Annotated in this window: 24 protein-coding genes; 19 read left to right on the top strand and 5 right to left on the bottom strand. The window is 66.4% G+C overall.

The genetic code is table 11. The annotated features are described in order from the left end of the window. Positions 1–240 precede the first annotated feature (240 nt). The 3 genes from QOU61_RS26305 to QOU61_RS26295 all read left to right on the top strand — a co-directional run bounded on the left by QOU61_RS26305 (position 241) and on the right by QOU61_RS26295 (position 5,068). Positions 241–747 carry a YciE/YciF ferroxidase family protein gene (locus tag QOU61_RS26305; protein WP_289654125.1) on the top strand — a complete coding sequence of 169 codons (507 nt, stop codon included), beginning with the start codon at positions 241–243 and terminating at the stop codon, positions 745–747. 276 nt (positions 748–1,023) lie between these two features. Continuing rightward, positions 1,024–2,466: an MFS transporter gene (locus tag QOU61_RS26300; RefSeq protein WP_289654124.1), complete on the top strand. Its 1,443-nt coding sequence runs from the start codon at positions 1,024–1,026 to the stop codon at positions 2,464–2,466. A 151-nt stretch (positions 2,467–2,617) separates the two neighbouring features. Continuing rightward, on the top strand, positions 2,618–5,068 hold the full coding sequence (locus tag QOU61_RS26295; RefSeq protein WP_289654123.1) for a bifunctional diguanylate cyclase/phosphodiesterase: 2,451 nt from the start codon (positions 2,618–2,620) through the stop codon (positions 5,066–5,068). On the opposite strand, the gene QOU61_RS26290 is transcribed toward QOU61_RS26295, so the two are convergent. Then, positions 5,044–5,478, bottom strand: a complete 435-nt coding sequence (locus tag QOU61_RS26290; protein WP_289654122.1) for a hypothetical protein — start codon at positions 5,476–5,478, stop codon at positions 5,044–5,046. The genes QOU61_RS26295 and QOU61_RS26290 overlap by 25 nt on opposite strands. 146 nt (positions 5,479–5,624) lie before the next feature. Between QOU61_RS26290 and QOU61_RS26285 the strand changes: the two genes are divergently transcribed. The 3 genes from QOU61_RS26285 (at position 5,625) to QOU61_RS26275 (ending at position 7,310) form a co-directional block, all read left to right on the top strand. Then, a complete protein-coding gene (locus tag QOU61_RS26285; protein ID WP_289654121.1) occupies positions 5,625–6,059 on the top strand; it encodes an anthrone oxygenase family protein in 435 nt (144 codons plus the stop codon). A 10-nt stretch (positions 6,060–6,069) separates the two neighbouring features. Next, positions 6,070–6,663, top strand: a complete 594-nt coding sequence (locus QOU61_RS26280; protein ID WP_289654120.1) for a hypothetical protein — start codon at positions 6,070–6,072, stop codon at positions 6,661–6,663. A gap of 65 nt (positions 6,664–6,728) precedes the next feature. Then, entirely contained in the window at positions 6,729–7,310 is a 582-nt protein-coding gene (locus tag QOU61_RS26275) for a YdcF family protein (protein ID WP_289654119.1), read from the top strand. Between the two features lie 31 nt (positions 7,311–7,341). On the opposite strand, the gene QOU61_RS26270 is transcribed toward QOU61_RS26275, so the two are convergent. Beyond that, positions 7,342–8,685 (bottom strand): aminotransferase-like domain-containing protein, encoded by a 1,344-nt coding sequence (locus tag QOU61_RS26270; RefSeq protein ID WP_289654118.1) that lies wholly within the window; start codon positions 8,683–8,685, stop codon positions 7,342–7,344. Positions 8,686–8,859: 174 nt separating this feature from the next. On the opposite strand from QOU61_RS26270, the gene QOU61_RS26265 reads away from it, so the two are divergent. The 5 genes from QOU61_RS26265 to QOU61_RS26245 all read left to right on the top strand — a co-directional run bounded on the left by QOU61_RS26265 (position 8,860) and on the right by QOU61_RS26245 (position 10,781). Then, complete coding sequence (locus QOU61_RS26265) at positions 8,860–9,084, top strand: DUF1127 domain-containing protein (RefSeq protein WP_289654117.1); 225 nt, start codon at positions 8,860–8,862, stop codon at positions 9,082–9,084. Positions 9,085–9,299: 215 nt separating this feature from the next. Further along, positions 9,300–9,623, top strand: coding sequence for an ArsR/SmtB family transcription factor (locus QOU61_RS26260; RefSeq protein WP_289654116.1), 324 nt, complete (start codon positions 9,300–9,302; stop codon positions 9,621–9,623). Beyond that, positions 9,620–10,051: an SRPBCC family protein gene (locus QOU61_RS26255; RefSeq protein ID WP_289654115.1), complete on the top strand. Its 432-nt coding sequence runs from the start codon at positions 9,620–9,622 to the stop codon at positions 10,049–10,051. The genes QOU61_RS26260 and QOU61_RS26255 overlap by 4 nt, the downstream gene beginning before the upstream one ends. A 41-nt stretch (positions 10,052–10,092) precedes the next feature. Next, a complete protein-coding gene (locus tag QOU61_RS26250) occupies positions 10,093–10,314 on the top strand; it encodes a hypothetical protein (protein ID WP_289654114.1) in 222 nt (73 codons plus the stop codon). A gap of 32 nt (positions 10,315–10,346) precedes the next feature. Then, positions 10,347–10,781 (top strand): DUF1801 domain-containing protein, encoded by a 435-nt coding sequence (locus tag QOU61_RS26245; protein ID WP_289654113.1) that lies wholly within the window; start codon positions 10,347–10,349, stop codon positions 10,779–10,781. Positions 10,782–10,967: 186 nt separating this feature from the next. On the opposite strand, the gene QOU61_RS26240 is transcribed toward QOU61_RS26245, so the two are convergent. Next, positions 10,968–11,393 carry a universal stress protein gene (locus tag QOU61_RS26240; RefSeq protein ID WP_289654112.1) on the bottom strand — a complete coding sequence of 142 codons (426 nt, stop codon included), beginning with the start codon at positions 11,391–11,393 and terminating at the stop codon, positions 10,968–10,970. Between the two features lie 62 nt (positions 11,394–11,455). After that, positions 11,456–11,989, bottom strand: a complete 534-nt coding sequence (locus QOU61_RS26235; RefSeq protein ID WP_289654111.1) for a SixA phosphatase family protein — start codon at positions 11,987–11,989, stop codon at positions 11,456–11,458. A gap of 275 nt (positions 11,990–12,264) precedes the next feature. On the opposite strand from QOU61_RS26235, the gene QOU61_RS26230 reads away from it, so the two are divergent. The 8 genes from QOU61_RS26230 to QOU61_RS26195 all read left to right on the top strand — a co-directional run bounded on the left by QOU61_RS26230 (position 12,265) and on the right by QOU61_RS26195 (position 23,881). Continuing rightward, positions 12,265–13,728: an NAD(P)/FAD-dependent oxidoreductase gene (locus QOU61_RS26230; protein ID WP_289654110.1), complete on the top strand. Its 1,464-nt coding sequence runs from the start codon at positions 12,265–12,267 to the stop codon at positions 13,726–13,728. Between the two features lie 108 nt (positions 13,729–13,836). Then, positions 13,837–14,340: a peptide-methionine (R)-S-oxide reductase MsrB gene (msrB, locus tag QOU61_RS26225; protein ID WP_289654109.1), complete on the top strand. Its 504-nt coding sequence runs from the start codon at positions 13,837–13,839 to the stop codon at positions 14,338–14,340. A gap of 209 nt (positions 14,341–14,549) precedes the next feature. Continuing rightward, a complete protein-coding gene (locus QOU61_RS26220) occupies positions 14,550–16,385 on the top strand; it encodes a flagellar hook-basal body complex protein (protein ID WP_289654108.1) in 1,836 nt (611 codons plus the stop codon). A 43-nt stretch (positions 16,386–16,428) separates the two neighbouring features. Then, positions 16,429–18,297: a flagellar hook-associated protein FlgK gene (flgK, locus tag QOU61_RS26215; RefSeq protein WP_289654106.1), complete on the top strand. Its 1,869-nt coding sequence runs from the start codon at positions 16,429–16,431 to the stop codon at positions 18,295–18,297. 9 nt (positions 18,298–18,306) lie between these two features. After that, entirely contained in the window at positions 18,307–20,184 is a 1,878-nt protein-coding gene (locus QOU61_RS26210) for a flagellar protein (protein WP_289654104.1), read from the top strand. A gap of 96 nt (positions 20,185–20,280) precedes the next feature. Further along, a complete protein-coding gene (locus tag QOU61_RS26205; RefSeq protein ID WP_289654103.1) occupies positions 20,281–21,060 on the top strand; it encodes a hypothetical protein in 780 nt (259 codons plus the stop codon). Between the two features lie 128 nt (positions 21,061–21,188). After that, positions 21,189–22,373, top strand: coding sequence for an ATP-grasp domain-containing protein (locus tag QOU61_RS26200; protein ID WP_289661769.1), 1,185 nt, complete (start codon positions 21,189–21,191; stop codon positions 22,371–22,373). 5 nt (positions 22,374–22,378) lie between these two features. Beyond that, positions 22,379–23,881, top strand: a complete 1,503-nt coding sequence (locus tag QOU61_RS26195) for a pyridoxal phosphate-dependent decarboxylase family protein (RefSeq protein WP_502876979.1) — start codon at positions 22,379–22,381, stop codon at positions 23,879–23,881. Between the two features lie 54 nt (positions 23,882–23,935). On the opposite strand, the gene QOU61_RS26190 is transcribed toward QOU61_RS26195, so the two are convergent. Then, the gene (locus tag QOU61_RS26190) at positions 23,936–25,771 is read right to left on the bottom strand and encodes a tetratricopeptide repeat-containing glycosyltransferase family protein (protein WP_289654100.1); all 1,836 of its coding nucleotides are present in this window, start codon (positions 25,769–25,771) and stop codon (positions 23,936–23,938) included. Positions 25,772–25,811: the final 40 nt, after the last annotated feature.

The raw sequence follows: 25,811 nt of genomic DNA, 5'->3' as shown, positions 1-25,811 counted from the left end.
TCCGGCGTACCTGTCATACGCCTTACATATGGCTTCTCGGCCGGGATTCGAGTCGCGTCCGGAAGCTTCCCATTAAAGCCACGCAAGTGCCGATGTTCCCCGCGCTTTTCGCCGCTTTCAGGAACTAGCGGCCCCGTCGGCCCGTTAGCGCTCGGCAAGCGGCGAACATCGAACAGCCGGCGGCGAAACGCCGCGCCGCGGTGTTGCCGCCTTTACCAAGAACGAACAAGGATCCGAGCGATGGGACTATTTACCCGTGACATCAAGACCATGAATGACCTGTTCATCCATCAATTGCAGGACATCTATTACGCCGAGCAGCAGCTCGTGAAGGCGTTGCCGAAAATGGCCGACAAGGCCAGCGACAAGCAGCTCAAGCAGGACTTTCTGACCCATCTCGACGAAACCAAGGTGCATGTCCAGCGCCTGGAACAGGTGTTCCAGATGCACGGTGCGCAGGTGAAGGCCGTCGACTGCCCGGCCATCGACGGCATCATCGAGGAAGCCGACGAGGTGACCGGCGAAGTCGCCGACAAGGCAGTGCTGGACGCGGCCCTGATCAACGCCGCGCAAGCCGCCGAACATTACGAGATCGCGCGCTATGGCAGCCTGATCGCCTGGGCGCGGCAGCTCGGCCGCACCGACTGCGCGAGCATCCTGCAGAAGACGCTCGACGAGGAAAAGAAGTGTGACCAGAAGTTGACGTCGCTGGCGGAAGGCAAGGTCAACCTGCGCGCCGCGAGCTGACCGATCAAAAAGCTGGGGCTGAGGCAAAACGCCGCGCCGGGGCAAATCCCGGCGCGGCGTCGCCGCGTCGACCGCCCGCCGTCCCCTGATGGGACGGTTCGATCATCATCGAAGCGTTCTGTCGCAACGTCTGGCATTGATCGACGTTGCCAGGGAGCGCGTGTCGTTGCTGACACGATACTGGCAGCAGGGTCGCGCTAAGTTCCGGCGTCGTCTCAGGCGATCGGGAGCCTGCCCGCGCAAAACCGACGCGCAAAAAACCGACAAGGCACCCCCATGCAGAGCGCTTCATTCAAGCTCCAGGACCCCGAACTTCGTCCGGCGACCGCGGCGAGCCCGCCCGGCGCCGCTCAGGCTGCGCCCACGGGCCGGATCGCGAGCTCGCTCACGCTCGCCGCCATGAGCCTCGGCTATGGCGTGGTGCAGCTCGACGTCACCATCGTCAACACCGCGCTCGATGCCATCGGCCGCTCGCTCGGCGGCGGCGTCGCCGAGCTGCAATGGGTGGTCAACGCCTACACGATCGCGTTCGCATCCTTCATTCTCACCGCCGGCGCGCTCGGCGACCGCGTCGGCGCCAAGCGGATTTTCATCGCCGGCTTCGCCATCTTCACCGCGGCCTCGCTCGCCTGCGCGCTGGCGCCGAACGCCGTGATCCTGATTGCGGCGCGGGCGCTGCAGGGACTGGGCGCCGCGATCCTGGTGCCGAACTCGCTCGCGCTGCTCAACCACGCCTATGGCGACGACAAGGCGCGCGGCCGCGCCGTCGGCATCTGGGCCGCAGGCGCGAGCCTCGCGCTGACCGCGGGGCCGCTGATCGGCGGCGCGCTGATCGCACTGGTCGGCTGGCGCTCGATCTTTCTCGTCAACCTGCCGATCGGCCTGATCGGCCTGACCCTTGCCTGGCGCTATGCGAGCGAAACCACCGCCTCGCCGCAGCGCGAGGTCGATCTGCCCGGCCAGATCGCCGCCATTGCCGCGCTCGGCTCGCTCGCCGGCGCGATCATCGCAGGCGGCGCTGCGGGCTGGACCAATCCGTGGGTGCGCGCAGGTCTCGCCGTGTCGGCCGTCGCTGCGGCGCTGTTTGTCGTCCGCGAGCGGCACGCCGCGCAACCGATGCTGCCGCTCACGCTGTTCCGCCACCGCATGTTCGCGCTGACGTCGGCGGTCGGCCTGCTCGTCAACATCGCCTTCTACGGGCTGATCTTCGTGTTCAGCCTGTATTTCCAGCGCGTCAACGGCTGGTCGCCGTTCGCGACCGGATTGGCGTTCCTGCCGATGATGGGCGCGGTGCTGCCGGTCAACCTGGTCGCCGCGCGGGTCAGCGAGCGCATCGGCGCCGCGCCGACCATCGCGCTCGGCGCGGGCGTCGCTGCGGCCGGCTGCATGGCGCTACTCTTCATCGCGCCCGGCACCAGCTATTGGGCGATCGGCTGCCAGCTCGTGGTGATCGGCGGCGGGCTCGGGCTCCTGGTGCCGCCGTTGACTTCGACCGCGCTCGGCAGCGTGGAGAAGTCGCGCTCCGGAATCGCCGCCGGCGTGCTCAACGCGACGCGCCAGACCGGCAGCGTGCTGGGCGTCGCGTTGTTCGGCTCGCTGATCGGCCAGTCCGCCGCCTTCACGTCCGGCGCGCATCAATCCCTGATCATTTCGGCGCTGCTGTTGATCATGGCGGCAGCCGTGATCGGCGTCGGTGCCCAACGCGCACCGGCGCGCTGAGCCAAACCGAGACAATTACGGAAGATCGCTCGGCGCTTTGTACCGCACTCCAAGCAATCGTTCACCATCGAGAAGGCGAAACGCCGGCCATTAACCTGATCGTATCGGTGCCCGCGGTTCCTACGACCCCAAAAGACGTCTGGGGTCTGCGATGGTTCAAGTGTTCAACTGTCTGGCCTACGAGCACGACCTGCGGCTGGTCGCGCTCGGCGGCGCGGTCTGCCTGCTGGCGAGCGCGGTGGCGATCAGCCTGTTTCACCGGGCGCGCGCGTCGCAGGGATCGACGCGCGTGATGTGGGTCCTGCTCGATGCCGCAGTCAGCGGCTGCGGGATCTGGGCGACCCATTTCATCGCCATGCTGGCCTATGATCCCGGCAACGGCGCCGGCTACTCGATCCGCGTCACCTTGCTGTCGCTGGTGTTCGCGATCCTGATCACCACGGTCGGTCTTGCCGTTGCCCTGTCGAACACGGCCTCGCGCGTCCGCGCCGCGCTCGGCGGCGCCATCATGGGTCTCGGCGTCGCCGCCATGCACTACACCGGCATGCTGGCGCTGGAGCTGCCCGCCCACATCGACTGGTCGCCTGCCACCGTCATTGCCTCCGTGCTGCTGGGCTGCGTGTTCGGCGCGATCGCGCTCGCTGTGGCCAGCGGCGGCGACCGGTTCGGCCGCGCCGCGATCGCCGCGGTGCTCCTGACGGTTGCGATCGTCTCGCATCATTTCACCGCGATGGGCGCGGTCACGCTGGTGCCCGACCCGACGCTCGAGATCGACGGGCTGACGATCTCGCCGGCGGTGCTCTCCTTCCTGGTCGCCGGCGCCGCCGTCGTCATCCTCGTCATTTCGCTCTCCGCGGCGGTGATGGACCGCCGCACCAAGAGCGTGTTGCGCCAGCAAAAGATCCTGCTCGACACCGCGCTGGAGAACATGTCGCAGGGGCTGTGCATGTTCGACGCCGAAGGCCGCATCCTGCTGTTCAACGAACGCTGCGCCGCCCTGATGGGCGCCTCGGTCGGCGGCTTCAAGGACCGCCTGCTGCTCGACCTGCTGCGGCATCAGAAGGCCGCGGGCCTGTGGGAGGGCGATCCCGAGCAATTCTTCGCCACGATGCTCGCCGAGGCGCACGCGGGCCAGACCGTCACGCGCATCTTCAGCTGGAAGGAGCGCTCGATCCGGATGGTCGATCAGCCGATGAAGGGCGGCGGCTGGGTTTCGACCTTCGAGGACATCACCGAGTGGCAGCGCGCCCAGGAGCAGATCTCCCACATGGCGCGTCATGACGCGCTCACCGACCTGCCCAACCGGACGCTGTTCCGCGAAGAGCTCGATCGCGCGCTGCACCTCGTCAAGCGCGGCGATCGCCTCGCGGTGCTTTGCCTCGATCTCGATCATTTCAAGGAGATCAACGATTCACTCGGCCATCCGATCGGCGATGCGCTGCTCGGCGAGGTCGCCGCGCGGCTTTCCGGCTGCCTGCGTGAAAACGACACCGTCGCGCGCCTCGGCGGCGACGAATTCGCCATCGTGCAACTGTGCGGCGGCCGCGAGTCGTCGGAAGCGGCCGCGCTTGCCGGCCGCATCGTGGAGGTCATTGCCGCGCCCTACGAGATCGGGGGCCACCAGATCGTGATCGGCGTCAGCGTCGGCATTTCGCTCGCGCCCGACGACGGCAACAATCCGGACGAGCTGTTGAAGAACGCCGATCTCGCGCTGTATCGCGCCAAGGCCGATGGCCGCGGCACCTACCGCTTCTTCGAAGCCGGAATGGATGCCCGCGCCCAGGCGCGCCGGCTGCTCGAGCTCGACTTCCGCGTCGCGCTGCAGCGCGACGAGTTCGAGGTCTACTATCAGCCGATTCGCGACGTCGCGACCGGCGACATGGTGGTATTCGAGGCGCTGGTCCGCTGGAACCATGCCCAGCGCGGCCAGATCGCGCCGTCGAACTTCATCCCGCTCGCGGAGGAGACCGGCCTGATCCTGCAGCTTGGCGACTGGGTGCTGCGCACCGCCTGCCACGAGGCCGCCGGCTGGTCGCAGGAGGTCGGCGTTGCCGTCAACCTTTCGCCGGTGCAGTTCAGGAACCCGAACCTGGTGTCTTCGGTGATGGCCGTGCTCGATGAATCGGGCCTGCCGGCGCAACGGCTCGAGCTGGAGATCACGGAATCGGTTCTGCTGCAGAACAGCGAGACGACGCTCGCGATGCTGCATGAGCTGCGGGCGAACGGCGTCCGGATCTCGCTCGACGATTTCGGCACCGGCTATTCGTCGCTGAGCTATCTGCGCAGCTTTCCGTTCGACAAGATCAAGATCGATCGCTCCTTCGTGAACGATCTCACCTCCGACAGCGATTCGATGGCGATCGTCCGCGCGGTGACGGGGCTCGGCAAGAGCCTCGGGATCACGACGACGGCGGAGGGTGTCGAGACTGCGGCCCAGCTCGAACTGCTGCGCCGCGAGGGCTGCACCCAGGCGCAGGGCTATCTGTTCAGCAAGCCGCGGCCGGCGTCCGAGGTCGAGGCGATGCTGTCACGCAGTCCGGTCGCCCGACAGGCGGGGCCTGAGGGGACCTTGCGACCTCACGCCTTGCGGAGCGCGAAATAGGCGCCGCAGAACGCCATCGCCGCGCCGAGGCAGAGCGCCGCAAGCCCGGCCAGCACGCCGGAAACGGTCGGCAGCGGGCTTGGCGCGGAAGCTGCCTGTCCGGCGCCAGCGAGGATCAGGACGCCGACCGCGATCAGGAACTGCCGCATCCGCTGCGGGATCTGGCCTGAAACCGCGCCGCGCATGATGTTGGCGGTGAAATAGCCGCCGGAAAAGCCGACGGTGGCGATCAGCCACCAGGCGATCGCGGCGCCCGCGGGCATGAAGTCGCGCATATCCGACCGCCACAGCCCGCCGAGATCGAGGCCGTAGCGCGCGCCCAGCATGTGGACCGCGAGCGCGAGCAGCACGCCTGAAATCAGCGCGCCCGCAAGGATCAGCCGGCGCGGAAAATAGGTTGTCTCGGCCATGAGGACGCTTTCGCGGATACGCGCTTTTCGGGCAAGGCTTCAAATCAGTGTCGCCGATTTGTAGGATGAAGCCTGCTTGCCACGCAAGGGAGGCGGTGCGCCCGCGCTCACCTTGACGTGGTTTTCCCCGCGGGAGGGAGCAGCAGATGGCGATCGGCTTGTTGGCGTTGATGGCGGCTGCGATCTTCACCGGCGCTGCGCTCTATGTGAGCGTGGTCGAGCAGCCCGCGCGGCTCGTGCTGGACGACCGCGCGCTGCTCTGCGAATGGAAACCGTCCTATCACCGCGGAACCGCGATGCAGGCCCCGCTGGCGCTGATCGGATGCGCGCTCGGCGTGATCGCCTTCTGGCAGCTCGCGCATCCCGGCTTTCTGGTCGGAGCCGTCGCGATGATCCTGCCGTGGCCATGGACGCTGATTGCCATCAAGCCCACCAATGACGCGCTGGTCGCGACCGCGCTCGGCGATGCCGGCGCCGCATCGCGCGCGCTGATCGTCAAATGGGGCGTGCTGCATCGCGTGCGCCTCGCGCTCGGCGCGATCGCGGCGCTCGCCTTCTTCTGGGCCTGCATGGCGCGCTAGACTGCGATTCATGACTGACGCCCTTCCGGATCACGCCGCCGCACCGACCATCCGCTACGCCTACAAGGCCTCGCTGATCGGATCGGCGCATCAATTCGAGCTGACCGACGGCGGATTGTCCTGGCATATCGCCGGCCGTTCCGGAACCTGGCCCTATGCGCAAATCGCCGCGATCCGGCTGTCCTATCGGCCGGTGTCGATGCAGTCGCGCCGCTTTCGCGCCGACATCCGCCATGAAGACGGCGGCCGCCTCGCCATCCTCTCGACCACCTGGCAGACCGCGGCGCTGATGGCGCCGCAGGACAAGGATTATCGCGTCTTCATCGTCGGCCTGCACGCGCGGATGGCGGCCGCCGGGAGCAGGGCGGTGCTGACCGGCGGGCTCAACGCCAGAATCTATGCCGCGGCGCTGATCGTGGTCGTGCTGCTGGCGCTCGCGATGGCGGGCCTGCTGGTCCGCGCGCTCACGACCGGCGAATGGACCGGCGCGCTGTTCCTCGTTGGCTTCGCGGCGCTGTTCAGCTGGCAGGTCGGCGGCTTCATCCGGCGCAACCGGCCGCTGACGTACGGATTCGACCATCTGCCCGACGCGCTGCTGCCATAGCTGTCTTGTTTGGCAATCAAACGTGAGTTCGCGGTGCGACGGCCGCAGGGCATGGTGCTGCGCCCATGAACGATCGCAGGCCGAGCCCGGCGGAAATCGCCGAGATCAATGCGAAGCACCTGGTCGCGACCGAGCTCAAGCCTGCCGATCTGCTGTTCGTATTCGGCACGCGCGAGGACGTTGCCGCGCGCGTCGCAGCGGCGCTCGAGCTTTATCGCGACGGGTTTTTCCGCTGGGCGATCGTCAGCGGCGGCGTGACGGCCGGGTCGGAGCTTTCCGAATGCGCGATCATCAAGGCGGCGATGGTGGCGTGCGGCATTCCGGACGCGATCATCCTGGAGGAGCATCGCGCGCTCAACACCGGCGAGAACGTGATCTTCTCGCTGCCCGTCATCGATGCGGCGCTCGGGCTTGAAAATATCCGCAGCGCCATCTGCCTCGGCAACAGCTGGACCGCACGGCGCTATCCGATGACGCTGCAGCGGCACTGGCCCGAAGTGACCAAGATGCTGGTCACCGTCGACTGCTTCGACGTGCCACGCGCGCTTTGGCACACGCACCCCGAATTCTCCCGCCGCATGCTCGCCGAGTGGGACAAGATCGAGCCCTACAAGGCCAAGGGCTTCATCGCGGACTGGCCGGTCTAATGGAGCGGATTTGACGTTCGCTGCCCAGACTCTATTCGGTCGAGTCGAAATCCTCCTCCTTTGCGTTCAGCAGTCCCGCCAGCGTCCGCAGGCCGCTGTCGAGCTGCTCGAGCCGCGGCGCGGCCAGCGCCAGGCGGACGGCGTTCGGCGCGTGCCCCGGGCTTGTCGCGAATGTCGTCGAAGGCGTCAGCGCAATGTCGCGCCGCGCCGCCGCGGCGACGAAGGTTTGCGAGCGCCAGTAGGGCGGCAGGGTCAGCCACAGATGATAGGATTTCGGGTTCGCCTTGATCTCGAAACCGGCAAGGCGCTCCGCGGCCATCTGCTGGCGCTCCGCGGCGTCGATGCGCTTGAGCCGCGACAGTTCGGCGGCCGTGCCGTCATCCATCAGCCGCTGCCCGGCCGCCAGCGCATAGCCGGAAGTGGTCCATCCGCCCGAGCGGATCGCGGCCATGATGCTTTCGCGCAGGCGCGGCGGACAGACGATGAAGCCGAGCGCGAGGCCGGGCGCGACCTTCTTCGACAGGCTCTCGATCAGGACGCACCGGTCGGGCGCCTGCGCGGCGAGCGGCGCCTCGTCCTCGAGAAAGCCGTAGACCGCGTCCTCGATGATGGTGAGGTCGAGCTTCTCGACGACGCGCAGCAGTTCGGCGCGGCGTGCCGGCGGCATGGTGATGCCGAGCGGATTGTGCAGGATCGGCTGAAGATAGAGCGCGGAGAGCCGTGCCTCGCGATGCGCCTTCTGAACGGCATCGGGACGCACGCCGTCCTCGTCCATCGCAAGCGGCACCAGCGTCACGCCGAGCCGGGCTGCAATCCCCTTGATGAAGGGATAGGTGAGGGGCTCGACGCCGCATCGCCCTCCTGATGGCACCAGCGCGGCCAGCGCCGCCGCCATGCTCTGCCGGCCGTTGGCGGTGAAGACGATTTGCTCCGGGTCCACCGACCAGCCTTTGCGCGCGAGATAAGCCGCCGACACGGTTCGCGCCGCCGCTGTGCCGTTGCTGGCGGCTGGCCTTAAGGCAAGCTCGAGCGCATCCGGCCGCTGCAGGCCTTGCAGGCTCCGTGCAATCATCGCCGCCTGCACCGGCAGCAGCGGGTAGTTGAATTCGAGGTCGATGCGTACCCCGCGCGGCTCCGAAGGCGCGGCCACGCCGCGCCGCGCTTCACCGGAAACGAAGGTGCCGCGGCCGACTTCGCCGACCACGAGTCCGCGGCGCAACAGCTCGGTATAGACCCGGCTCGCCGTGGAGACGGCGATGTTGCGCTCATAGGCGAAGCTTCGCTGCGGCGGCAGGCGATCGCCGGGCTTCAACGTGCCGCCGGCGATCTCGGCGGCCACGGCGTCGGCCAGCTTCAGATATTCGTAGCGCGACATTATTGCACCGAGATCAATGTTTCTCTTGAACCGAGACAATTATCGGATCATCTACTCCGAAACAACCCCGCTGATGTCGCGAGCAATGCGCAGGCCTTCCTCGCTCACCACGTGCAACCGGAAGGCGGTTGCGCCGACGGCATCCGTCTGCCGCGGGACATTCGGAGAAGCAGGATGACGACGATTTTCATGCCCAGCGATCGGTCTGCCGCCCGGCATTCGGCCCGCCAACGCTCCGGATGGTTTGCGCGATGCGTCAGCCGCCTCGCCGTGCACTGGATGCGCCGGGAGGCAATCAGGGCCCTGCATCGCCTAGATGACCGCGAGCTCCGCGACATCGGCCTGATGCGCAGCCAGATCGAGCCCGCCGTGAAGGGCGAATGGCATCTGCGCCCCTAAAGCGCGACGAGATCAGGTTGAATCGTCATCGCGCTCCAGATTCTTGATTGAGCATGATCTCCGCGCAAACGCGTTTCGCGTTTGTCGCGAGGGAAAACCGCTGCACACTTTTCCGGATCATGCCTGGCGGAGCGGCGGATCGCGCCGCCGGCGCTTGACTAATCCATATCCATTTGGTTATACGTCGATCAATAACTAGCCGGTTATTGATCGCAATGCCTGATGCCCACGATGTGCTGTTCAGAACGCTCGCCGATCCAACGCGGCGGGCGATCTTCGAGCGATTGTGCCGCGACGGAGAGCAGACGGTGGGGGCCCTGACGGCCCGGGCCGGGGTGTCGCAGCCCGCCGTTTCGAAGCATCTCGGCCTCCTGAAGCAGGCCGGGCTGGTGCGCGACCGCCATGAAGGCCGCCAGACGCACTATAGCGCGCAGCTCGGCGCCCTGGCGCCGCTGATCGACTGGACAAGCCGGATGGCGGGGTTCTGGGAAAGCCGGTTCGACGACCTCGAAGATCTGCTGAAAAGGATGGACCAATGAACAACGCCACGGCCGAAACGCTTTCCGTGATTGTCGAACGGGAAATCCCTTTTCCGCCGGAGAAGATCTGGCGCGCGCTGACGCAACCGCACCTGATGGAGGAGTGGCTGATGAAGAATGACTTCGCGCCCGTCGTGGGGCACCGCTTCAATCTTCGCGGCGACTGGGGCGGCGTGCTGGACTGCGAGGTGCTCGCCATCGAGCCGCAGCGTACGCTGGCCTACACCTGGAATTTTGCCCACGACGACGCGGCCTACAACCTGCAAAGCGTGGTGACCTTCACGCTCACGCCAACGCGCAGCGGCACCCATCTGCGCGTCGAGCAGGCGGGCTTCCGGCCGGATCAGAAGCAGGCCTACGGCGGCGCCAGGCTGGGGTGGCAGCAGTTCTTCACGAAGCTGGAGCAGGTCATGGCGCGGGCGGACTGAAGCCCGCCGCGTCGCGCTGCATCATCGGAAGGAGATCTCGATTGAACTGGAACATGTGGATTCGACAGCTTCACCGTTGGCTGTCCCTTGCCTTCACGGCGGCCGTCATCGTCAACGTGGTGGCGCTCGTGCAGAATGTGCAAGCGGTCTGGGTCGGCCTGCTGGCGCTGTTCCCGCTCGTGCTGCTGCTGCTCAGCGGCCTGTACCTGTTCGCGTTGCCATATGCCGCGAAGTGGCGCGGGGTACGAGACGCCGCCGGTTAGAAGCGAAGGCCACCACACCAGCGAGAACGACCATGAAGAGAGCGACGGCAACCGTGAAGAAGACGAAGAGCACCGCCAAGGAGGAGGCCGGAGGGGAGTCTGCATCTCTCCTGATCGACGCGAGAATCAAGGAGCTGGGCGACTGGCGGGGCAAGATGCTCAGCCGGCTCCGCACCTTGATCAGGGAAGCCGACCCTGACGTCGTCGAGGAGTGGAAGTGGAGGGGGGTTCCAGTGTGGTCGCACGCCGGAATCATCTGTACCGGCGAGACTTACAAGAACGTCGTGAAGATGACGTTCGCCAAGGGCGCCGCGCTGGAGGACCCTTCAGGGCTCTTCAACTCCAGCCTCGAAGGCAACACCAGGCGCGCCATCGATTTTCAGGAGGGCGCCAGGATCGATGAAAAGGCGTTGAAGGCGCTCATTCGCGCCGCCGTCACCCTGAACGAGTCCAAGGGCAAACGCTGATCCCGGAATCAGGCGTTTCGTCCGGGTTCCAAGATCAGCCTGGACGGCACAATTGAAGGCCAGAGCATAATCCGGAAAAGTGTGTAGCGGTTTTCCCTCGCGACAAACGCGAAACGCGTTTGCGCGGAGATCATGCTCAATCAAGAACCTAAAGCGCGATGACGATTCAACCTGATCTCGTCGTGCTTAGTGCCGCACCACCAGCACCGAGCATTTGGCATAGCGCACGACGTGGCCGGCGTTGGAGCCGAGGAAATAGGTCCGCATCGCCGGCCGGTGCGAGGTCATCACGATCAGGTCGGCCTTCATCGACGCGGCTTCTTCCAGGATCTCGTGATAGATGCCGCCCTGGCGCACCACGCCCGATATCCTGGAAGCCTCGATGCCGGATTCCCGCGCCACGATCGAAAGCGCTTCTTCCGACGTGTCGCGCTGCTGGGTGTCGAAATCCGCCGGAACATATTCGGCGAGCATCACCGGCGTCATCGGCAGCACGTTGAGCAGACGGACCGAGCCGTTCCAGGTGTTGGCGAGTGTGGCTGCGGTTGCGATTGCGGGTTTCGCCAGATCGGTGTCAGCCAGATCGATCGGCACGAGAATTGATTTGAACATCTTGTTGCGCCCTCCCTCTCCGGCATGAAGCTAGCACGGTTTGGCGGGCGGTGATGCGGGCCTTAAGTCTGCCTCAACAGCTTCGGGCTGACGAATTGCACCAGGCGGCCGCGGCGGAAGCCGACGTGGCCCCAGTCGCCGGTGTCGAAATCGAGGATGACGAGCCCCGACGTCGGCAGGTTGTCGGCGAGCGCCTTGCGGCCGGCCGCATCGCCACTGCCGGCGAGCATCATCGCCAGCTCGTGCATGCCCGGATTGTGGCCGACCAGCATCAGCCGCTTCGGGTCGGAGACCGCGGCCATGCGGATCGTCTCGAGCAGCTGGGTCGGTTCCGCGCCATACAGGTCCGGAACAAGCTCGACATGCGGCTTCGGCGCCAGTCCTTTCATTGCGGCCCAGGCGAGGTCCCAGGTCTGGTGCGCCCGCACCGCTGGCGAAACCATGATGGCATCGGGAAAGGGTGGATTGCGGCCGATCCAGCCGCCGATCTCGGCGGCGTCGCGCAGTCCCCGCTCGTCGAGCCGGCGATCCCGGTCACGGCCGGACGGCGCCTCGCTTTCGGTCTTGGCGTGACGCAGCAGCATCAGTCGTCGCATGACGTCGCCTCGATTGGTTTCTGGTGGACCGGATTTGATGTTCGCGACGCATTTGCCACGCTTTCCTCATACCAACGTCAAATCGAAACCTCCACTCGCATCAATAATTTGCCGGTGGTCCTTTGCTTCCAACATTCGCAAACGTGCCTCCCAAGGCGCGGGGAGCGAATGTCAGAATCGGACCGCCAGTTCCGATTAATGTACAGCTTCTAGCTTAAGGACAAGGCGACGAAGGACAAGGTGACAAGCGCGCACGGGGCCCGTAAGAGGAAGAGATGAGCGAAGACTCGACCGGCGCGGCTGGGGATGCGGATGCTGCAGTGCCGCATGAGCGTTCGCGGCTTTCCTTCGACCTGGACGTCGATATTTGCATCGTCGGCGCGGGCCTCGCCGGGCTGACTGTCGCGCTGGAGGCCGCGCGGCTCGGCGCCAGCGTCGCGGTGCTCGAAGGCCGGCATGTCGGCTGGAACGCGTCCGGCCATCAGCTCGGCACGGTCATGCCCGGCTTCAGCCTGCCGCTCGGGCCGCTGATCGAGCGCATCGGCTTCGAGGACGCGCGCGAACTCTGGGCGTTGTCGAAGGAGGGCGCGGACTTCGTCCGGGCCCACGCCACCGAGGAGGTGATGCCGGGCATCGGGCTCAGCGAGGGTGTGCTGGAAGTCTCCAATGTCGATGCCGGCGATCAATTGATCAGCCGCCTTCAGGTGTTGAACGAGGATTTTGACACCGAAGTGGAGGGTTGGCAGGTCGAGCGCGTGCGCGACCAGCTCAAGTCCGGCCGCTATTTCCACGGCATCTATTATCCGAAGGCGTTCCAGATCGACGGCCGCAACTATGTCCATGGCCTGGCCCGGCTCGCCCGGCGCGCTGGCGCCCGCATTTTCGAGGACACGCCGGTGGTCTCGATCGACGCCTCCGGCATCCGCAAGCGCATCGTCACGCCGTCGGCGCGGCTGCGCGCGTCCCATATCGTGCTCGCCGGCAACGTCCATCTCGGTGCGACGCTGCGCCGCCTGTCGGATACGTTGCTGCCGGTCTGGCGCTACGCCGCGGTGACGGCGCCGCTCGGCGAGCGCCTTCAGGAGACAATCGCGTTCAAGGGCTCGGTCGGCGACACCGACGGCATCGATCATTTCCGCGTCGTGGACGGCGACCGGCTGATGTGGTCGAGCCCCGAGACCACCTGGCCGATGCCGCCGCATTATTTCGCCGGCCGCATCAGGCGGCGGATTCGCGGCATATTCCCCACTCTCGGCGACGTGGAGATTGCGGAGACCTGGGGCGGCGCCATCGGCCAGACCGTGCACGGCATGCCGCAGATCGGCCAGCTGCGCCGTGGCCTGTGGGTCGCAAGCGGTTTCGGCCATCAGGGACTGAACACCTCGGCGATGGCCGGCCAGTTGATCGCCCGCAGCATCCTGTGGGGCGACGACCGCTGGCGGCTGTTCTCGCCATTCGAGCTGGTCTGGGCTGGCGGCGCGACGGGGCGCGTCGCCGGCTATTTCATCCATCTGTGGGGCCGCGGCAGCGCCGCGACCGCCGGTGCTCTGGCCCGTCACCGCGAACGGACGCGGGCGCAGGAGCGGATCCGCGAGGCGCGGCTGGCCGAGGCCAATCGGCAGGCCGGCACGCGTGGCCCGCGCCGGCCGCAGGTCGCCCGGCCGCGACCGGCACCGCCGCGGCCGCCGGCGCGCGCGCCCGCGAATTCCGGAGAGGGCGAGGCGCGGGACGGGCGCTGATCTCGCGGGATTGTGAGAAATTTCTCTCGGCCCCGATGTAACTTTGCGCGTGGAACCGCCGTATCTCGCAACGAAAGCGCGTCGTTGCGCCGCCCACGGAGACCCCCCATGATCGATCGCCGCATCCTGCTCGCCTCGGTAGCCGGCCTGTTCGGCCTTGTCGGCCTGCGCTGGCTCAAGGCCGCGCCCGCCAATGCCGCCACCGAGAAGTTCGAGGTCGAAAAGACCGAGGCCGAGTGGCGCGCGCACCTCACGCCGCAGCAATATGAGATCCTGCGTAACCACGGCACCGAACGGCCCTGGTCGAGCCCGCTTCTGAAGGAGCATCGCAAGGGTACCTTCGCCTGCGCCGGCTGCGACCTGCCGCTGTTTTCCTCCGAAACCAAATTCGAGAGCGGCACCGGCTGGCCGAGCTTCTACCAGCCGCTCGACAACGCGGTCGGCAAGACCGAGGACCGCACTTTCGGCATGCTGCGCACCGAGGTGCATTGCCGGCGCTGCGGCGGCCATCTCGGCCACGTCTTCGACGACGGCCCGAAGCCGACCGGCCTGCGCTATTGCATGGACGGCTACGCGCTCGTGTTCCACCCCGCGGCCGCCTCGGCAAGCTAGCGCATCTCGCCCCCCGACAGGCCGGCCGTGCCCGGCAATTGTTGCCCGCCCGGCAATTGTGCCCCGGTTCTCGAACCGGGGCCTTTTTATTCAAGCGCCTGAAATATCGCGATTTTCCATTCTGGCATGCGGCTTGCGACAGTCTCCCTCGAGTGCGGCCATGGCATCTGCCGATCGTCTGGCCGCCGGATCAATGTGGAGACAATGTTATGGGTATCTTCGACGCGCTGAACACATCGGTTGGCGGCCTGCAGGCGCAGTCCTTCGCGCTGCAGAACATTTCCGGCAACATCGCCAACGCCTCGACCACCGGCTACAAGGGTATCGGCACCAGCTTCGTGGACCTGATCCCCGACTCCACCACGCCGGCCCGGCAGGTCGCCGGCGGCGTGACGGCATTCGCGCAGCAGACCATCACCACCCAGGGCACGGTTTCCGCCTCGACGGTCGCGACCAACATGGCGATCAATGGCGACGGCTTCTTCTCGGTGCAGAAGGCGTCGTCGGTGGTCGACAACGTGCCGGTGTTCAGCGGGGTCACCGACTACACGCGGCGCGGCGACTTCCAGGTCAACGCCAACGGCAATCTGATCAATGGCGCCGGCTACTACCTGATGGGCGTTACCGTCGATCCGAAGACCGGCAATCCGACCGGCAACGTGCCGCAGGTGCTCCAATTCCAGAACAACTTCATCCCGGCGCAGGCGACGACCGCCGTTCAATATGCCGCCAACCTGCCGACCCAGCCGAAGACGCCGGCGAGCACGACCGCGGCGGCCGGCACGCTGACGGCGGCGGGCGGCATCAATCCGTCCGACTTTGCCTCCAACCCGCTGCCGATCGGCTCGCCGGCGCCGCCCGTCGACGCCTTCATCACCGGCGCTGTCGTCAACAACCAGGCCACGCCGGCCGCCCCGATCACGGCCGCCACGGAGCTGTCAGGGACCGCCCCGAGCGACTCGCTGGCCGCAGGGTTTGCTTCCGGCGACAGCATCACGATTGACACATCGCCCGCCACAACGATCACCTTCGTCACATCAGGGGCCACCGGAAACCAGCTCAACATCACCGACAATGTGGGGGCCCTGCTCAACAAGATTTCCGCGATCACCGGTGCTTCGGCCTCCGTCTCGGGAGGTCAGATCACCCTGCATACCGGCACCGGCCAGGATCTGAAGATCACCGCCAACACGCCCAATGCCACGACCGCCCTCGCGGGGCTCGGCTTCGGCGCAGGCACGCCGCCGATCACCAAAGCCCGCGCGGCCGGCACCAATGTCGGCACCGGTGCCGTCACCGGCAACGACCTTACGGCCTTCACCAACGAATCGATCAGCGGCGGCGCGGTGACCGCCTACAACGCGGCCGGCACGCCGGTGAACCTGCAGCTGCGCTGGGCCAAGACCGACAGCGCTACGCTTGGCGCGGGACACCAGGATACCTGGAACCTGTTCTACCAGACCTCGACCACCGCGACCGGCACACAGACTGCCTGGGTCAACGTCGGCACCAACTTCGTCTTCGGCGCCAACGGCGCGCTGACCTCGCCGAGCGGATCGGCGATCACCATTCCCAACGTCTCGGTCGACGGCCAGGCGCTGGGCGGACTGACGTTCAACGTCGCCTCCGGCGCGCTGACCCAGTTCGCAAGCTCCGCGGGCGCTGCGACCATCAACACCATCACGCAGAACGGCTTTGCCGCCGGCCAGCTCCAGTCGGTCGCGGTCGGCAACAACGGTCTCGTCGTCGGCACCTTCTCCAACGGACAGAACATCAACCTGGCCCAGGTGACGCTGTCGCACTTCAACGGCACCAACTACCTGAAGGCGCTCGACGGCGGGGCCTACGAGGTCACCGACCTCTCGGGACCCGCGATCATCGGCGCCTCCGGCAAGATCACAGGCTCCTCGCTCGAAGGCTCGAACACCGACATCGCCGACGAGTTCACCAAGCTGATCGTGACCCAGCAGGCCTATTCGGCGAACACCAAGGTGATCACCACGGCCAACAGCATGGTGCAGGATCTTCTGAACGTGCTGCGCTGAAACGCGCAGCCTTGCGTAACGCTTCTCAAGGCGGGCCATCGATATGGGTTTGAGTTCAGCCCTCGCCACGGCAATGTCCGGTCTGCGCGCCAACCAGGCCGCGCTTTCGATCATCTCGTCGAATGTCGCGAACGCGCAGACGCCGGGCTATGTCAGCCAAAGCGCGAACCAGATCGAGGTCGCAAGCGGCGGCGTCGGCTCGACGGTATTGACCACCGGCGTCAACCGTCAGCTCGATCTCTTCGTGCAGAACCAGTTGCGCACCGAAACCTCGGGCGGCGGCTATGCCGATCAGATCTCCAACATCCTGAACCAGCTGCAGAGCGTCTACGGCACCCCCGGCGGCAACGGCACGCTGGAGAGCGCATATAACAACTTTACCTCCGCGCTGCAGGCGTTGTCGACCAGCCCCGGCAACTCCTCGGCGCAGTCGGTGGCGCTGACGGCGGCGCAGTCGCTGGCCGCCCAGTTGAACACGACGACCAAGGGCATCCAGTCGCTGCGCAACAACGTCAACCAGGACATTGGAAATTCCGCGGCGCAGGCCAACACGGCGATGCAGCAGATCGCCTCCATCAACACCCAGCTCCAGGGCCTTTCGCCGACCGACCCGCAGGCCGCGACCCTGATGGACCAGCGCGACAATGCGCTGAACCAGCTCGCCAAGCTGATGGATGTCCGCGCCGTCACCGACTCCTCCAACCAGACCAGCGTCTTCACCAGTTCGGGCATGCAGCTCGTCGGCGCGGGGCTCGCCTCGACGCTGACCTTCAATTCGCCGGGCACGCTGGATGCGAGCAAACAGTACAACAGCGATCCGACCAAGTCGGGCGTCGGCACGTTGGCGCTCAAGCTGCCGAACGGCGCCACCATCGACATGGCGGCGCCCAACATGCTGTCGTCCGGGCAGATCGCCGCCGACCTGAAGCTGCGCGACCAGACGCTGGTGCAGGCGCAGACCCAGGTCGACCAGCTCGCCGCGACGTTGGCAAGCTCGCTGTCCAACCTGACCACGCCGGGAACGGCGGTCGCCGGCCCGCCCTCGGGCTTCCAGCTCAACGTCGCCGGGCTTTCGGCAGGCAACACCGTCAACGTGACCTACACCGACACCGCTACCAACACCCAGCGCCAGCTCCAGATCGTCAACGTCACGGATCCCACCGCACTGCCGTACCAGAGCGCGCCCGGCGTCAGTCCGCAGGTGATCGGCGTCAATTTCTCCGCCGGCGTCGGAGCCGTCGCCGCGCAGCTCAACAGCGCGCTCGGCAGCAGCAGTCACCTGCAGTTCTCCAACGCGGGCGGCTTGCTGCAGGTGGTCGACGACGGCACCAACGCCACGAGTATCAAGGCGGCTTCGGTGACGACCACGGTGGGGTCGCTCGCCAGCGGCAACGCGCAACTGCCCGTCTTCACGGACGGCAGCTCGCTCTACACCGGACAGATCACCGGGTCGGGCTCGCAGATGACCGGGCTTGCCGGCCGCATCACCGTCAACGCGGCGCTGCTTTCCGATCCGTCCAAGCTCTCGGTGTACAACACCTCGCCGCTGACCGCGCCGAGCGACACCACGCGCACCGACTTCCTTTATTCGCAGCTCACCTCGGCGACGTTCAATTATTCGACCAGCACCGGTCTCGGCTCGTCCTCGCAGCCCTTCAGCGCCAGCATCTCGGACTACCTGCAGCAGTTCGTGAGCCAGCAGAGCAATTCGGCGACGCTGGCGAAGCAGCTGCAGCAGGGCCAGAGCGTCGTCGTCAGCACACTGCAGCAGAAGTTCAATTCGACCGCGAGCGTCAACATCGACACCGAGATGTCGAACCTGATCCAGGTGCAGAATACCTACGCCGCCAATGCTCACATCATGTCCGTGGTCCAGAGCATGATGCAGAGCCTGATGCAAGTCCAGTTGTGAGGTGCGTGAATGTCGATCTCCAGCATCAACTACGGCAGCTCGATCCTCGGCCAGTCGGTCCGCAACATCAGCGACCAGCTCGCCGACCTCTCGACGCAGCTCTCGACGGGCCTCAAATCGACGACCTATGCCGGCATGGGCGTCAACGAGGGGTTCGCGATCGCCGCGCGCGCGCAGCTTTCCAACATCTCGGCCTTCGGCAACACCATCACCAACGTCAACACGATCATCCAGGCCGCCAACACCGCGCTGCAGTCGCTGCAGAGCACCGCAAGCTCGGTGCAGAGCGCCGCGGCGGCGACCCCGCAGAACCTCAACTCGACCGGCCAGACCATCGCGCAGCAGAACGCGTCGGCCCAGCTCTCCTCGATCGTCGGCATCCTGAACACCCAGGTCGGTGATCGCTACATCTTCTCGGGCAGCGCCATCAACACGCAGGCGGTCGCATCCAGCGACGACATCATGAACGGCACCGCCACCAAGGCCGGCCTGAAGCAGGTGATCGCCGAGCGCCAGCAGGCGGATCTCGGCACCAGCGGACTGGGGCGCCTCGTGGTCACGCAGCCGACCACCACCTCGGTGCAGGTCGCCGAGGACGTCGCCGGCTCCCCGTTCGGCTTCAAGCTGAGCTCGGTTTCGTCGACGTTGACCGGTGCGACGATTTCGGGTCCTTCCGGGTCGCCCCCGGCGATCTCGGTCGACCTCGGCGCCACCAATCCCAACCCGGGCGACCAGCTCACCTTCACCTTCAATCTTCCCGACGGCTCGCAGGAGTCGGTCAAGCTGACGGCGACCACGACGTCGCCGGCGCCATCGGGCAGCTTCACGATCGGCGGCAGCTCGACGGCGACGGCGGGCAATATCAGCGCGGCGCTGACGAACTCGATCACGACGCTCGCCAACACCGCGCTGGTGGCGGCCTCCGCGGTTGCGGCGGGTGACAATTTCTTCAACACCGACAGCACCGCGACCGGCACCGTCGCCAACAACAAGCTGACGACGCCGGCGCCGATCACAGGGGCGACGCTACTGTCCGGCGGGGCCAATACCGACTCGCTGTCGGCGAGTTTCGCGACCGGCGACACCATCACCGTCAACGGCCAGCAGATCACCTTCGTGGCCTCGGGCGCCCACGGCAACAACCAGGTCAACGTCACCGACAGCGTCCAGACGCTGCTCTCCAAGATCGACGCGCTCAGCGGGACCTCGAACCCGTCGACCGTCAGCGGCGGCGTGGTCACGCTGCGCACCGACAACGCCGCGAATTTCTCGGTGACGAGCTCGAATACGGCGGCCCTGGGGGCGCTCGGATTTTCCGGCCCGGTCAGCGCGACGCAGCCTCCATTGCGGGTCGGCTCGCCATTCGGCTCGGCGACCAAGCTGGTCAACGGCTCCGCCAATACGGTTGCCTGGTATACCGGCAATTCCGGTCCGGGCTCGGCGCGCGCGTCCTCGACCGTGCGCGTCGACCAGTCGCAGACCGTGCAGTTCGGCGCGCAGGCCAATGAGCAGGCGATCCGCTCGATGATCCAGTCGATCGCGGTGTTCGCGGCGGTGACGACGCCGCCGACGGGGACCAATTCGGGCGCGCAGATCGCGGCCCTGAGCTCGCGGACGGCGGCGAACCTGACGCCGCAGGCCGGCCAGCAGACGATCTCCAACATCCAGACCGACTTCGCCAATGCGCAGAACACGATGAAGGACGTGTCCGCGCGGCAGACACAGACCCTGAGCGCGCTGCAGAACATGATCAGCCAGACCGAGGGCATCGACCAGAACCAGGTTGCGAGCGAGCTGCTGGCGCTGCAGACCAGCCTGCAGGCCTCCTATCAGACCACCGCGATGCTTTCGCAGCTCAGCCTGACCAAGTTCCTGCCGGTGGCGTAGCGGCAGCGGCGAGGGCGCCCGTTAGCTTTCCGTTAACCACGTCTATTTACGGTTTGGTGAGGGATGAGGCGCCGATTTGGCGGGTTCGGAGCGGTCATGAGCGATCAAATTCACCTGGTGGTGGCGACGCCCTGTTTCGGCGGGCAGGTTTCCAGCATCTATGCCAGCTCGATCTTCCGCCTGCAGCGGGCGCTGCATGGGATGTCGAATGTCGACCTCAAGGTCCATTTGCGCGATGGCGATGCGCTGATCACGCGGGCACGGGCCAACCTCGTCACCTTGTTCCTCGACGATCCCGCCGCCACCCATCTTCTGTTCGTCGATGCCGACATCGGCTTTGCGCCCGAGCAGGTGTTCCGGCTGATCGAGTCGGGCGCCGATGTGGTTGCCGGCGCCTATCCGATCAAGCGAGTCAACTGGGACAAGGCCAGGCGCGCCATGCAGGCGGGCCGGCCGAACGTGCCTGCGGCGTCGCTCGACTATGTGCTCGAGATCGAGAACCCCGATCACGTGATGGTCGTGAGGGGGTTCACCCGCGTGCGCTATGCCGGCACCGGCTTCCTGATGATCCGCCGTCACGTGCTGGAGAGGATGTGCGCGCATCCCGGCTACGCGCCGCTGCAATTCTTCCGCGAGCATTCCCATGATGCGCTCGCCGGCAGCCCGAACCGCTTTGCGCTGTTCGAATGCATGATCGACCCGTCAAGCGGCACCTACCTGAGCGAAGACTTCGCATTCTGCAAGCGCTGGACCGATATCGGCGGCGAGATCTGGGCGGATCTCGAGAGCCGCCTCGATCATGTCGGCCCGTCGGTGTTCCATGGCGATATCGCCTCGCAATTCGCGGCGGCGCCGAGCGCGGCGGATGCAGCATGACCCCCTGCCGGCGGCGCAAGGCATTGCGGCGCGGCTACAGACACTGTTTTGTTGCGGAGCTTTTGATGTCCGTTGATATCGAGGACCGGATCGGCGTAACCGAGCCGGCATGCGTAAGCCGTATCGGCATGGCCCGTCTCGCCAAGATGGCGTTCGACGGCCAGGATCTGCGTCCGTTGTACCAGACGCTGATCGGCAAGCTGCTCGACGGCACGGCCGATGCGGGGGAGGGACTGGACCTTGCGCTGATCGCGCAGCTGCTCGGCGAGAAGCAGGCCGGCCTGTCGATCCAGCGCGACATCTTGAACGCGCATCAGCTGTTCCGGCTGCCGTGCGCCACCGACCGTCCGCGCTTGAGGGTGCTGGCGCTGGCCGCCGCAACCGACATGGGCAGCAACACGCCGATCGAGTTCCTGCTCGAGGATTCGGCGTTCGAGCTGATGGTGCTCTACGTCGTTCCGGAAGCCGGCCTTCCGGCGTCGCTGCCCGACCATGACGTCGCGATCGTGATCGCCTCCGATTCGGAGGATTGCCGCGACGTGCTCTCCATCATCGATCGGGCCGCGGCGCGCTGGCCGCGGCCGTTGCTCAATCCGCCTGACCTGGTCGGCAATCTCGATCGCGACAAGCTGCATCGCCTTATCGGAGGGATCGACGGCGTTGTGATTCCGCCGACGCTGCCGTTCTCGCGCACCGAGCTATCGCTGGCTTCGCCCGCAATCGAGGCCGGCGGTCTCATGGGCGTTGCCTTTCCGCTGATCGTCCGGCCGCGCGGCTCGCATGCCGGCGTCGGCCTCGCGCGGATCGAAAATGCCGCGGCGCTGGTACGCTATCTCGACGCTCGCGCCGAGGACGATTTTTTCGTCGCGCCATTCATCGACTATTCCAGCGAGGACGGCCTGTTCCGCAAATACCGCGTGGTGTTCGTCGACGGCACGCCTTACGCCTGCCACATGGCGGTCGCCGACCGCTGGGACATCTGGTACCTGAACGCCGGCATGGCCGGAAGCGCCAGCAAGCGCCTGGAGGAAGAAACCTTCATGCGCACCTTCGATATCGGCTTCGGGCGGCGTCATCACACTGCGCTGGCCGGAATAGCCGCGCTGCTGCGCCTCGACTATTTCACGATCGATTGCGCCGAAATGCGCGACGGATCACTGCTGATTTTCGAAGCCGACAACACGGCCGTGGTCCACAACATGGATTCGCCGGATGTCTTTCCCTACAAGGCACCGCAGATGTGCAGGATCTTCGCTGCGTTCGCGGCGATGCTCCAGCGTCATGGCAGAAGCGGACAGGAGCAGGCGGCGTGACCAAATTGTTGCGAGAACCCTCGCTGCGCTCGGAAGCGAGCGAGACGCTCGACCCGAACGACTGGGAGGCATTGCGGGCGCAAGGGCACCGCATGCTCGACGATGTCTTCGATTTCATCGCCGGCGTTCGCGATCGGCCGGTCTGGCAGCCGGCACCCGATGCGGTGCGCGCGCGCTTCCGCACGGCGCTTCCGCACAAGCCGTCCGAGCTCGGCAGCGTCTACCGCGAATTTGCCGATTCCGTTGCCCCATACGCGACCGGCAATGTCCATCCCGGCTTCATGGGATGGGTGCATGGCGGCGGCACGGCGGTCGGCGTGCTCGCCGACATGCTGGCGGCCGGGCTCAACGCCAATCTTGGCGGGCGCGATCACATGCCGATCGAGGTCGAGCGGCAGGTCGTCGAATGGGTGCGCGAGATGTTCGGCTTCCCGGCCGGCGCAAGCGGATTGTTCGTTACCGGCACATCGATGGCCAACCTGATGGCGGTGCTGGTGGCGCGCACCGCGGTGCTCGGCTCGTCGGCACGGCGGCACGGCAACGGCCACCAGGGCGCGTTGCTGACCGCCTACACGTCGCGCGCGGCGCATGGCTGCATCAGCAAGGCGATGGACATCGCGGGCCTCGGCAGCGACGGCTTGCGCATGATCGGCGTCGACGACGCGCACCGTATCGATGTCGCCGCCCTGCGCCGGCAGATCGCCTGCGATCGCGAGGCCGGCCTGCAGCCGTTCCTGGTGGTCGGCTCGGCCGGAACGGTCGATATCGGTGCGATCGACGATCTGATGGCGCTCAGCACGCTGTGCCGCGAGGAAGGTCTCTGGTTCCACGTCGATGGCGCCTATGGCGCGCTCGGCATCCTGTCGCCAGTGATCGCGCCGCAGCTTGCCGGAATCGAGAATGCCGATTCCGTCGCGCTCGATTTCCACAAATGGGGGCAGGTGCCCTACGATGCCGGCTTCCTGCTGGTCCGCGAGGGCGAGCGGCATCGCGAGGCTTTCGCAGCGCCGGCAGCCTATTTGCGGCGCGAGACCCGCGGGCTCGCCGCCGGCTCGGTCTGGCCGTGTGATCTTGGGCCTGATCTGTCGCGCGGCTTTCGCGCGCTGAAGACATGGTTCACACTGAAGACCTTCGGCACGGAGAAGCTCGGGGCAGTGATCACGCGCACCTGCGCGCTCGCCGGTTATCTGGAAGCGCGCATCCTCGCCGAGCCACGGCTGGAGCTGCTCGCGCCGGTCAATCTCAACATCGTCTGCTTCCGCTATCGTGCCGATGACGCCAACCGGGTCAACCGCGACATTGTCATCGACATCCAGGAGTCGGGGATCGCCGCGCCGTCGACGACTGTTCTCGACGGCGCGCTCGCGATCCGTGCGGCCATCGTCAACCACCGTACCGATACCTGCGACATCGACGCGCTGATCGCCGCCGTGCTGGAATTCGGCGGGCAGCGCGCGTCATCCGCCGCGGTCGTCGACATCGCGGCCTCGCCCTCGCTCGCGGTGTAGATCAGGCCGACGGGGCGGCCGCAGTCCGGCCGCCGTCGTCGCCGTGCCCGCGGATCAAGCGGTGCCGGCCGAGATCAGCGCGGCAAGTTCGGCCCGCACCCGATCGACGACACCGGCGTAATCGCGTGTCGCGGATTGCCGGAACAGGCGCACCGTCGGATACCAGGGATTGTCCTCGCGATCGAGCAGCCAGCGATAGTCGGGCGTGTAGGGCAGCAGGATCCAGGTCGGGCGGCCGAGCGCAGCCGCAAGGTGCGCGACACTGGTATCGACGGTGATCACGAGATCGAGACAGCACGCCAGCGCCGCCGTCTGCGTGAAGTCGGTGAGGTCGGCCGCAAGATCGATGATTTCCCCTCGCTCGGCGAGCACGGCCTGATCCGCGGGCCGCGGTTCCTTCTGCAGGCTGACGAAAGTCGCGTCGAGGTCGAGGATGGGCTTCAGCATCCGAAGCGGGATCGAACGGTTGTGATCGTTCCTGTGTTTGGGGTTGCCTGTCCAGACGAGGCCGACCCGCGGCCGGGTGCGGGGGCCAAGCCGCTGTTCCCACGCTCGCATGCGCTCGGCGTCGACGGCAGGCAGATAGGAGGTGGCGGCCGGGATGGTGTCGAGCGTCGTTTTGAACACCAGCGGCAGGCTCGACAGCGCACAATGCAGGTCATAGGGCGGCAGTGCCGCGCCGGACGCGATGCATTCCGCGACGCCGCTCAATCCCGCAAGCAGCGGCTGGATGGCGGGCTCGACCGCGAGAACGACCCGCGCGCCGCGCGCCGCCACCATCGGCGCATAGCGCGAATACTGGATGGAGTCGCCGAGCCCTTCGTCGGAGTGGAGCAGGATCGTCTGGCCGGAGATCGGCTCGCCGCGCCACATCGGCCTGGAAAGCCGCGCCGGCCCGGTTGATTGCAGGGCGGCCACGTTCCAGCGCGCCTCTCGTCCGGCCCAGCCGGCCTCGAAATTGCCGGTCAGCATGTGGAGCAGCGCCACGTTCCACTCGGTCAGCGCATTGCCGGGATCGATGCGCTGCGCCTGCTCATAAACCGCGAAGGCTTCATCGAAGCGGTGCAGTTCGACAAGCGAACAGGCCTTGTTGTTGAGGGTTTCCACCTTGTTCGGGCAAAGCGCGAGCGTCCTGTCGAACCAGGACAGCGCTTCGTCATGCCGGCCGAGCGATTGCAGGGCGGTGCCGACATTGTTGCAGCTAAACGCGTCCGCCGGCTCCAGCGCCGAGGCCGATCGCGCATCGGCAAGCGCATCCTCGAACCGCCCGAGGCCGTACAGCGCAAGCCCGCGCCTCTGCAGCGTCTGGGCATGGCGGGGCTGCAGGCGGTTGCAGAGATTGAGATAAGTGAGGGCCTCCTCGAACCGCGCGGCTTCCTGGAGCAGCACGCCGGCCTTGAACGCCGCGTCCCAATGGCTCGGATCCAGCGCAAGCGCGTGCTGGAAGCTCAGGATCGCATCCGCCGGGCGTTCGGCATCGACCAGGACGTTACCGAGGTTTCGCCACAGGTCCGCATCGTCGGGCTTGAGCCGTACCGCCGTGTCGAACGCCCTGACGGCGTCCTCGCGCCGGCCCAGATTGAGTAGCGCGGTGCCCAGACTCGTCAGATATTGGGGTCTGGGTTGCTGCTTGAGTGCGCGCGAGATCCATTCCACGGCATGGTCGAACTGCCTGGCGTGGAAGCTCAACAGTCCCAGCAGATGCTGGGTGTCGGCGTGATCGGGATCGAGGCCAAGGGCCTGCTGGCAGCAGAGCCGGGCGTCGAGATGCCGTCCCGCCCGCATGTGGCCGAGGCCGGCCTCATAGAACGCGGCAGCCGTTGCCGTTCCCGTTGGATTGAGGTCGACCTTGCCCTGCTTGGCGGCTGCCCGGCGCTCGCGGCGATTCATCGGCGCATTTCAAATGATCCGGCCAGCGGAGTTCTGGATG

The sequence above is a fragment of the Bradyrhizobium sp. NP1 genome (genome assembly GCF_030378205.1).
GTDB lineage: Bacteria > Pseudomonadota > Alphaproteobacteria > Rhizobiales > Xanthobacteraceae > Bradyrhizobium.
The sequence above is the reverse complement of the archived record's forward strand: the minus strand, read 5'-3'. Positions and strand labels throughout refer to the sequence as shown.

What these genes read in the sequence shown, in the direction of transcription:
- QOU61_RS26305 (WP_289654125.1), top strand. Translation starts at nt 241, where the DNA reads ATGGGACTATTTACCCGTGACATCAAGACCATGAATGACCTGTTCATC.
- QOU61_RS26300 (WP_289654124.1), top strand. Translation starts at nt 1,024, where the DNA reads ATGCAGAGCGCTTCATTCAAGCTCCAGGACCCCGAACTTCGTCCGGCG.
- QOU61_RS26295 (WP_289654123.1), top strand. Translation starts at nt 2,618, where the DNA reads ATGGTTCAAGTGTTCAACTGTCTGGCCTACGAGCACGACCTGCGGCTG.
- QOU61_RS26290 (WP_289654122.1), bottom strand. Translation starts at nt 5,478, where the DNA reads ATGGCCGAGACAACCTATTTTCCGCGCCGGCTGATCCTTGCGGGCGCG.
- QOU61_RS26285 (WP_289654121.1), top strand. Translation starts at nt 5,625, where the DNA reads ATGGCGATCGGCTTGTTGGCGTTGATGGCGGCTGCGATCTTCACCGGC.
- QOU61_RS26280 (WP_289654120.1), top strand. Translation starts at nt 6,070, where the DNA reads ATGACTGACGCCCTTCCGGATCACGCCGCCGCACCGACCATCCGCTAC.
- QOU61_RS26275 (WP_289654119.1), top strand. Translation starts at nt 6,729, where the DNA reads ATGAACGATCGCAGGCCGAGCCCGGCGGAAATCGCCGAGATCAATGCG.
- QOU61_RS26270 (WP_289654118.1), bottom strand. Translation starts at nt 8,685, where the DNA reads ATGTCGCGCTACGAATATCTGAAGCTGGCCGACGCCGTGGCCGCCGAG.
- QOU61_RS26265 (WP_289654117.1), top strand. Translation starts at nt 8,860, where the DNA reads ATGACGACGATTTTCATGCCCAGCGATCGGTCTGCCGCCCGGCATTCG.
- QOU61_RS26260 (WP_289654116.1), top strand. Translation starts at nt 9,300, where the DNA reads ATGCCTGATGCCCACGATGTGCTGTTCAGAACGCTCGCCGATCCAACG.
- QOU61_RS26255 (WP_289654115.1), top strand. Translation starts at nt 9,620, where the DNA reads ATGAACAACGCCACGGCCGAAACGCTTTCCGTGATTGTCGAACGGGAA.
- QOU61_RS26245 (WP_289654113.1), top strand. Translation starts at nt 10,347, where the DNA reads ATGAAGAGAGCGACGGCAACCGTGAAGAAGACGAAGAGCACCGCCAAG.
- QOU61_RS26240 (WP_289654112.1), bottom strand. Translation starts at nt 11,393, where the DNA reads ATGTTCAAATCAATTCTCGTGCCGATCGATCTGGCTGACACCGATCTG.
- QOU61_RS26235 (WP_289654111.1), bottom strand. Translation starts at nt 11,989, where the DNA reads ATGCGACGACTGATGCTGCTGCGTCACGCCAAGACCGAAAGCGAGGCG.
- QOU61_RS26230 (WP_289654110.1), top strand. Translation starts at nt 12,265, where the DNA reads ATGAGCGAAGACTCGACCGGCGCGGCTGGGGATGCGGATGCTGCAGTG.
- msrB (WP_289654109.1), top strand. Translation starts at nt 13,837, where the DNA reads ATGATCGATCGCCGCATCCTGCTCGCCTCGGTAGCCGGCCTGTTCGGC.
- QOU61_RS26220 (WP_289654108.1), top strand. Translation starts at nt 14,550, where the DNA reads ATGGGTATCTTCGACGCGCTGAACACATCGGTTGGCGGCCTGCAGGCG.
- flgK (WP_289654106.1), top strand. Translation starts at nt 16,429, where the DNA reads ATGGGTTTGAGTTCAGCCCTCGCCACGGCAATGTCCGGTCTGCGCGCC.
- QOU61_RS26210 (WP_289654104.1), top strand. Translation starts at nt 18,307, where the DNA reads ATGTCGATCTCCAGCATCAACTACGGCAGCTCGATCCTCGGCCAGTCG.
- QOU61_RS26205 (WP_289654103.1), top strand. Translation starts at nt 20,281, where the DNA reads ATGAGCGATCAAATTCACCTGGTGGTGGCGACGCCCTGTTTCGGCGGG.
- QOU61_RS26200 (WP_289661769.1), top strand. Translation starts at nt 21,189, where the DNA reads ATGGCCCGTCTCGCCAAGATGGCGTTCGACGGCCAGGATCTGCGTCCG.
- QOU61_RS26190 (WP_289654100.1), bottom strand. Translation starts at nt 25,771, where the DNA reads ATGAATCGCCGCGAGCGCCGGGCAGCCGCCAAGCAGGGCAAGGTCGAC.